The following is a 4,815-nucleotide window of genomic DNA, read 5'->3' as shown; positions in this document are numbered from 1 at the left end:
GCTTGGAAACCCCGAAGTGAGGCTATATCTCGGGATCGATAGGGGAGACGACGCTGACCTCGCATTAACTCTGAAAGACATTGGTCCTGACGGGAATGTGCTCTTCCTCCAGTCAGGCCTCCGACGCGCATCATTTCGCGAGATTGACGAAGTGCAATCACACGCTGACGAGGTGGTGCCTACTTTCCGTAAGAGCGAGAAACTCGAACCGGGAAAGATTTATGAAATACGGATGTCTTTGATCGGGCCGATCGCGCATGTGGTGCGGAGCGGACATAGTCTCGAGCTGACCATCGGCGCTCCGAGCGCTAACAGGGGCCTTCCGGCTGGCGCGATTTCTATTAATAGAGTCTACCACTCAGAGAAGTACCCCTCGAAGATTCTGCTCCCCATTCTTCCCAACGCCGTTGCCAAAGCGCCAGCACCGGAATGCGGCATGTTACGAGGCCAGCCTTGTCGCAAGGAAACGAGTTTCTGCCCCGGAGGACTACTGCCGCTCCAGTGAGCTCATGGAAATCCAGGTGGAAGCGCTGCTGGTCGGTGAGGCTGTGAGTCCCAAAGTCGTCGAGGATTGTCGATGAGGCGCGCGAAGCGGCCATCGACGCGGGCGAGCGCAAGGTTCACGAACAGGCGCGGCACGCGCACATAGAGCACGGAATGATCGAGCCGTGCCGCTTGCCGGCCGAAGGCAGGCCAACCACGACTTGCCGGGGCCGGTCTGGCCGGTGACGATTAAGTTCTCATGCGCCTTCAGCCATTCGCCCTGGGGCGAGCGCCATGGTGTTGCGCCGGTGAGCCCGCGCGACGCGGCAAAGTCGATGTCTTCGATGCAAGCTTCGGGAAAGCGCAGCTTGGCGGAGGCGAGCCGGTTCCTGAGGCGCTTCTCGGCACGCATGGCAACCTCGCGGTCGAGCATCAGGCCGAGCCACTCGTCGCGGCTGAGCTCATTGGCGCTGCTCTGTTCAGCCAGCTCCCGCCAGGCGGCGGCCACGCCGGCCAGGCCGAGGCCTGCATCTGATCAAGGGTGGGGTTTGTCAGCATTCTTTCTTCCTTCCTTCACTGGCAATAGGTGCTGCCGCGGATGTTGGCGCGCGGCAGTCGCCGGCCAACCCAATCAGCCGGGCGGCCACAATCGGCCCCAACACCGCCATTCTGGTCGAGCGCATGATGCGCGACCGGCCGCATCCGGAGCAGGGATACCGCGCGGCCATGGGCATCCTGTCACTTTCGCAGCGCTATGGGTGGGAACACGCAAACCGGTCATAGGAATCGACCTGTAGAACTTGTGAACGCGTCACACCGCCGACTGAAACGGCGGTCTTCGAAGAAGCAACGGTCGATCTCGCTGCGACCGTATGAGGATCCATGCACTAATAAACGATAGCCGCCAGCGGGATCCTTAAACCGCTTCGGAAATCTGACCATTGACGTGGCTTCGTGACCTCTGGAGGTATCCGCTCAGGCTCACCCCTATCCCAAACGTACGCCCGGGGTCCGTTCCCGCCACGACAAGGTGTTGTGCGGGATCATCGACCAAAGCTTTAAAAAAGGAGGAATAGGCGTAACCGGTGCAAACTAACGACAGCATCCTTAGGTTGCCGTCAGCTGTTTTCCGGCGAGGACGTCTGGACGTCGGCGGCTCCACGGTCTGGCCTCCTCTAGATCGCGTGCAACGCGGACTAGTGTGGCCTCGTCGCCAAAGCGGCCAACGACCTGCAGTCCGATGGGCAGCCCGCTGGCGCTTTGTGCCAAAGGCAAAGACACAGAAGGCTGTCCGGTCACATTGAATACACCGAGGTGTTGGTAAAGCGCCGGTTCCTGTTGAACAAATTCTTCTGCGGAAATTGTCGGGTGCAGGAGAGAATAGATACCGCCATGCGGTACGGCGACCGTGGGCTGTGTAGGGGTGAGTAAAATGTCATAAGGATCGATTGCCTCGCCGACGCTGAAGCTCATCCGCCGGATCGTTTCAAGTACATCTTTTAAAATAGATAAAGGTTGATTTCGGCCTTTTTCGTAAAACTTTAGGCTGACTGGCTCCAAGGTGTCGCTGCTGACTATACGGCCCATATCGCGCGCTGCGGTTGCAAGCGCACTCGCGTCGAGATCGTACAAGCCGAGCAATATTTTTACAAACTCTTCGGTGTCATATGGCGACGTGATGTCCGTTACCACATGGCCCATTTCCTCGAGAAGTGAAGCCGTTGATTCAACTGCCTGTAGGACTTCCGGTTCGATATCGACCGCCCCCCATCTGGTTCTCGCAACCCCGATCCGCAGACGCCCGGTGGGCTGGGATAACTCGTCCACATACGGGCGGTCCGGCTTGACGATGACAAAAGGGTCGCCAGGATAGGGACCGGAAAAGACATCCAACGCGGCGGCCATATCGCGCACAGTTCGGCAAACAACAAACGTTCGAGAGAGGCCAAATGATGAGTCCTGTCGATCCGGACCACCTGAAATGCGCCCGCGGGATGGATTCAGCCCGACCAGGCCACACCATGACGCAGGATTGCGAATCGAACCGGCGCCGTCGGAAGCATGTGCAATTGGAGTAATGCCGGCAGCCACCGCCGCGGCGGCTCCCCCGGACGAGCCCCCTGTCGAGCGTTTCAAGTCCCATGGATTGCGGGTGATCCCATTGAGTATAGTTTCAGTCATTCCGGATGCGCCGAACTCCGGCGTTGTTGTTCTCCCGATAGTGCGGAGTCCAGCGGCTCGGGCACGACGAAAGAAAAAGCTGTCGGTGTTGGAGCGATTGCCTTTGAACAGGCGGCTTCCCTTCTCCTGGAGGCGTCCAGCTTCGGTGGCTCCAAGATCCTTGCGAAGGAACGGCACACCATTGAAGAGCCCTTCGTCCGCGCCAGCAACCGTCTCAGCATCTTCGTAGAATTCGATAACGGCATTGATGTGTGGATTCAGCTCGTCGTGGGCCTGGTGGGCCAAACGCGTCAGTTCCACAGCAGTCACTTCGCCAGTGCGCACGAGAGAGGCCAAACCGGTGGCATCATACTTTGCGTATTCACTTAGCCTCATTGCAGATATCCCTTATTCTTGGCACCAGAAAAATATACTCTTTAGAGGCTCGCTTGACCTGAACACCAGCGCGCTCGTGCACGAACCGCCATTCGAGCTGCCCAGCCGAACAGACCGGGCACGCCTGAAAGGCTGCCTCGGCCCATCACTTCGCAAGCCAGCACGCGGACAAGTGCTGCGGCCCCACTTCGACGGCTGGCGGCTCCTCTTCTCGACAGCGGTCGATGGCCAGCGGGCAACGGGGATGAAAACGACACCCCTTCGGCACCCGCGCGGCACTTGGAACCTCGCCCTGCAGGGCCGGCAGCTCCCCGCGATCTGCGTGGCCGCCAATCTGCGGCGTCGCGCCACGCAAAGCGACCGTGTACGGATGGCGTGGGTTGAACGTGATCTCGTCGGCGCTACCGATCTCGACCAACCTTCCAAGATACAGGACCGCAATCCGGTCGGCGATCAACCAGGCGAGCGGCAGGTCATGGGTGATGAACAGCAGCGCCATGTTGTGCCTGTCGCGCAGGTCAACCAGAACCTGAAGTATCTGTGCACGTATCGAGACATCGAGCATCGACACAGGTTCGTCAGCGACGATGAGATCCGGCTTCACGGCAAGCGCTCCGGCAATCACAACCCGCTGACGCTGCCCGCCGGACAGCTCGTGTGGGAAGCGGGAAAAGAAATCACCGGGTGGATTGATCCCGGCGGAAGCAAGAGCTTCGCTCACCCGCTCTGCAAGCTGTTTGCCATTCTCGACCAGCCGTAGTGAACGCAGCGGCTCCGCCACGATATCGAACACGGTGTGTCGCGGATTAAGAGCCTGATAGGCGTCCTGGAAGATCATCTGTACGCGATGCCGGTAAGGACGCAGGGCCGAGGAGCCTCGCTCCGAGGTCATGTCGCGGCCATCGAACAGCAACCTGCCGCCTGTCGGCTGGGCAAGTTTGGTGATGACGCGGCCGACAGTCGTCTTGCCGCTTCCCGATTCCCCTACGAGAGCGACGATCTCACCCCGTCCCACGGTGAGGTCGATCCCGTCTACCGCGCGCACGGCGCCAGCAGGTCGGCCCAGGACACGGTCGAACACGCCGCCCTGTATAGGAAAATGGACCTGCAGGTTCTCCAGACGCAGGAAGTCGGCGGTATCAGTCATGAGCTGCGACCTTGTCTTCTTGCGAGGACCGGTGAAGGTGACAGGCCACGCGTCCCCGCCCGAATTTATCGAGAACGGGAACTTCGGTCGAGCAAACCCCCATAGCCGACGGGCAACGTGGGTGGAAAGCGCAGCCTGCGGGTCGGCTCCGCAAGTTAGGAGGATCACCGGGTATTGGCTGGATCATTTTTTTGCCGTTCTCCGGGTTCGGGATCGAGTCGATCAGCAGCCTGGTGTACGGGTGCTTAGGCTTGGCGAAGATCTCAGCGACAGTGCCGTCCTCGACGATCCGGCCCGCGTACATGATCATCACGCGATCACAAGTCTCGGCAACGACAGAAAGATCGTGGGTGATCAAAATGAGGGCAAGGTTAAGCCGCGATCGCAACTCAGCCAGCAGTTTGAGGATCTGAGCTTGTGTAATGACGTCCAGCGCCGTGGTGGGCTCATCACCGATGATGATTGAGGGGCGACACGCGAGCGCCATGGCAATCATCACCCTTTGGCGCATTCCGCCCGACAATTCGTGGGGATAGGCGGCGCCGCGATCCGCCGGAATGCCGACAAGTTCGAGCAGCTCCCTTGCCCGGCCGATCGCGTCAGCCTTCGGCATCCCGAGCTTCAGCATG

6 protein-coding genes (1 of these 6 only partly in view) are annotated in these 4,815 nt (G+C 59.8%); 2 read left to right on the top strand and 4 right to left on the bottom strand.

Features of this window, described 5'->3' with window-relative positions:
* Both EOB49_RS31250 and EOB49_RS38145 read left to right on the top strand, forming a co-directional pair.
* On the top strand, positions 1-20 hold the 3' end of the coding sequence (locus EOB49_RS31250; RefSeq protein ID WP_245472913.1) for a CocE/NonD family hydrolase. It extends 1,255 nt beyond the left edge of the window; the window shows 20 of its 1,275 coding nt (coding positions 1,256-1,275); the start codon falls outside the window, past its left edge; the stop codon is at positions 18-20.
* The gene (locus EOB49_RS38145; RefSeq protein WP_245472911.1) at positions 17-505 is read left to right on the top strand and encodes a CocE/NonD family hydrolase C-terminal non-catalytic domain-containing protein; all 489 of its coding nucleotides are present in this window, start codon (positions 17-19) and stop codon (positions 503-505) included. Before EOB49_RS31250 ends, EOB49_RS38145 begins: the two co-directional genes overlap by 4 nt.
* Here EOB49_RS38145 and EOB49_RS31245 read toward each other — a convergent pair.
* The 4 genes from EOB49_RS31245 to EOB49_RS31230 all read right to left on the bottom strand — a co-directional run.
* Entirely contained in the window at positions 488-991 is a 504-nt protein-coding gene (locus EOB49_RS31245; protein ID WP_275954949.1) for an ATP-binding protein, read from the bottom strand. The genes EOB49_RS38145 and EOB49_RS31245 overlap by 18 nt on opposite strands.
* 599 nt (positions 992-1,590) lie before the next feature.
* Positions 1,591-3,039, bottom strand: a complete 1,449-nt coding sequence (locus EOB49_RS31240) for an amidase (RefSeq protein WP_127383243.1) — start codon at positions 3,037-3,039, stop codon at positions 1,591-1,593.
* Positions 3,040-3,184: 145 nt separating this feature from the next.
* On the bottom strand, positions 3,185-4,186 hold the full coding sequence (locus EOB49_RS31235) for an ABC transporter ATP-binding protein (protein ID WP_127383242.1): 1,002 nt from the start codon (positions 4,184-4,186) through the stop codon (positions 3,185-3,187).
* Positions 4,179-4,815 (bottom strand): ABC transporter ATP-binding protein (locus tag EOB49_RS31230; protein WP_164781872.1); only part of this gene is annotated, 637 nt, incomplete at its 5' end. The genes EOB49_RS31235 and EOB49_RS31230, both read right to left, overlap by 8 nt.

The sequence above is a fragment of the Mesorhizobium sp. M7A.F.Ca.MR.148.00.0.0 genome (assembly GCF_003997735.1).
Taxonomy (GTDB): Bacteria; Pseudomonadota; Alphaproteobacteria; order Rhizobiales; family Rhizobiaceae; genus Mesorhizobium.
Note: the sequence above shows the minus strand (reverse complement) of the source record. Positions and strands in the feature narration are given on the sequence as shown.

Coding starts and splice junctions, on each gene's coding strand:
- EOB49_RS31235 (WP_127383242.1), bottom strand. CDS start 4,186: ATGACTGATACCGCCGACTTCCTGCGTCTGGAGAACCTGCAGGTCCAT.
- EOB49_RS31240 (WP_127383243.1), bottom strand. CDS start 3,039: ATGAGGCTAAGTGAATACGCAAAGTATGATGCCACCGGTTTGGCCTCT.